This window comes from uncultured Thiodictyon sp., assembly GCF_903828115.1.
Taxonomy (GTDB): domain Bacteria; phylum Pseudomonadota; class Gammaproteobacteria; order Chromatiales; family Chromatiaceae; genus Thiodictyon.
On the sequence record NZ_CAIKKU010000649.1, the window covers coordinates 1 to 1,610 of the forward strand.

The window sequence follows — 1,610 nt, forward strand, 5'->3', positions numbered from 1 at the left end:
CGTGACACCGGGGGTACCAATACCAGGCCCAGCCCGAGCACTGCAAACCTCGTCGGAGGCTGGAGACTGTTCACGTAGCGATGAGGCCAATTTACGGATCGGAGGCAAATCGGACTTGCGCTTGAACAGAGTATCTACGGGATCGCGCGCCGCGGCGCCCCAACCGGAGGCCGACGCTTTAGCGGGAGGAGGGGAAGGAAATCGGTTGGCCGGGGCACTGGGTGTTGACGGACTCAACCCTCGGTGCGGCCAACGGCGCTCGCGGCGCAAAGCGCCTGACACTGGCGTGACACCATTGGAGAGACTGTGCAAGCGCAGACGATGGGTTTCGCTGCAGGCGGCATTCAGAACCGAGGGACGCTTGTTTCAACAAAAGAGACGGCGCTTCGCGCTGGGGCCGACAGGATGTCGGCGGTCCCAGACGCCGCCTTGCGGCGGCGGCACGGCGGCTTGTCGCTCGACCTCGATCCCGACGGCCGCGGATATGGTGCCCGGTTCAAACCCGCGGGGCACTGGCAGCACGGCGGACGATTGCCTACCATGCAGCGATGCCGGCGACCCCCATCTACCAACTGCGCGATATCCTGCCCAACGGCCTGACCGTCGAGGCGGTGGTCTGGCAGGTCCCGGTAGCGGTACCGGGCTGCAGTCACCCGTACAAATACCGGCTCTACTGCGGACGCGCGGGAACCTGCCTGGTGCGCTATGACAACGAACGCGGCAAGGGCGATCACAAGCACCTCGGTAACCTGGAGGTGCCCTACGGCTTCGTGTCGATCGAGCGACTGATGGCCGATTTCATCGCCGACGTGGAACGGCTGGGAGGTTGAGGTGGCAAGAAAGGCGATCGTGCGGGTAGCGGACTGGACGCGGACCAAGGCCGAGCTGTCGGACCTGGCACGCCGGGCACAGGCGGGCGAGACGTTGCCGGAGGCGGATTATCAACTGGGCTTTGCCAGCGCGGCGCAGCTCTTCGACGAGCTGACACCGGCGCGGCTGGCGATGCTCGACCTGCTCAAAGGACTGGGTCCGGTCTCCATCGCTACCCTGGCCGGGCACTTGGGGCACGACTCGCGCCAGGTGCAGATCGACATCGCTAAGCTTCTGGAGCTGGCGCTGGTAGAGCAGGACCCGGCGGGACTGGTCTGCGTGCCCTGGGAGGAGATTCAGATCCAGGTCACCCTGGCCAGGGCCAAGGCGGCTTAGCGGGGTCGGCCATCGCGACCGCCATGCACTTGACATCCGGCGAATACTTGCACGATCTCAGGTGCCCGGTTGCTGCAAACCCCGGTCGGCACCGTGCGCGACTGGGAACAGGGGCGCTTCGCCCCGCCCGGCAGTGCGCTGTTGGTGGCGCGGCTTGCGATCGAGCATCCCGAGGTCTTGCGGCCCTATGCCGAGGCCGGTTGAGCACCAGGCAACAGAAGCCCGCTTGGTGCGCTGCCTGGGTCGGCGCGATGATGGGTCCGGCTGAAGCCTCGACCTCCAGTTGCCGCGACACCCCAACCGGAGGCCGACGCTTTACCGTGAAAGTCGCGCCGGGAGCGCGCTCCTCATCTCCCTCCCCCTCTGGGGGAGGGCCGGGGAGAGGGAACGGCCATGGCGCCCGC

3 protein-coding genes are annotated in these 1,610 nt (G+C 66.6%); all 3 read left to right on the top strand.

The features are described from left to right. Positions 1 to 548: 548 nt before the first annotated feature. The 3 genes from QZY48_RS24570 to QZY48_RS24580 all read left to right on the top strand — a co-directional run bounded on the left by QZY48_RS24570 (position 549) and on the right by QZY48_RS24580 (position 1,410). Positions 549 to 830, top strand: a complete 282-nt coding sequence (locus tag QZY48_RS24570; protein ID WP_295436019.1) for a DUF6516 family protein — start codon at positions 549 to 551, stop codon at positions 828 to 830. Position 831: 1 nt separating this feature from the next. Continuing rightward, positions 832 to 1,206 carry a hypothetical protein gene (locus QZY48_RS24575; RefSeq protein ID WP_295436020.1) on the top strand — a complete coding sequence of 125 codons (375 nt, stop codon included), beginning with the start codon at positions 832 to 834 and terminating at the stop codon, positions 1,204 to 1,206. Between the two features lie 69 nt (positions 1,207 to 1,275). Then, positions 1,276 to 1,410 carry a hypothetical protein gene (locus QZY48_RS24580; RefSeq protein ID WP_295436021.1) on the top strand — a complete coding sequence of 45 codons (135 nt, stop codon included), beginning with the start codon at positions 1,276 to 1,278 and terminating at the stop codon, positions 1,408 to 1,410. Positions 1,411 to 1,610 lie beyond the last annotated feature (200 nt).

Excerpts from the sequence above, each read along its gene's own strand:
- QZY48_RS24570 (WP_295436019.1), top strand. The coding sequence starts at position 549 with ATGCCGGCGACCCCCATCTACCAACTGCGCGATATCCTGCCCAACGGC.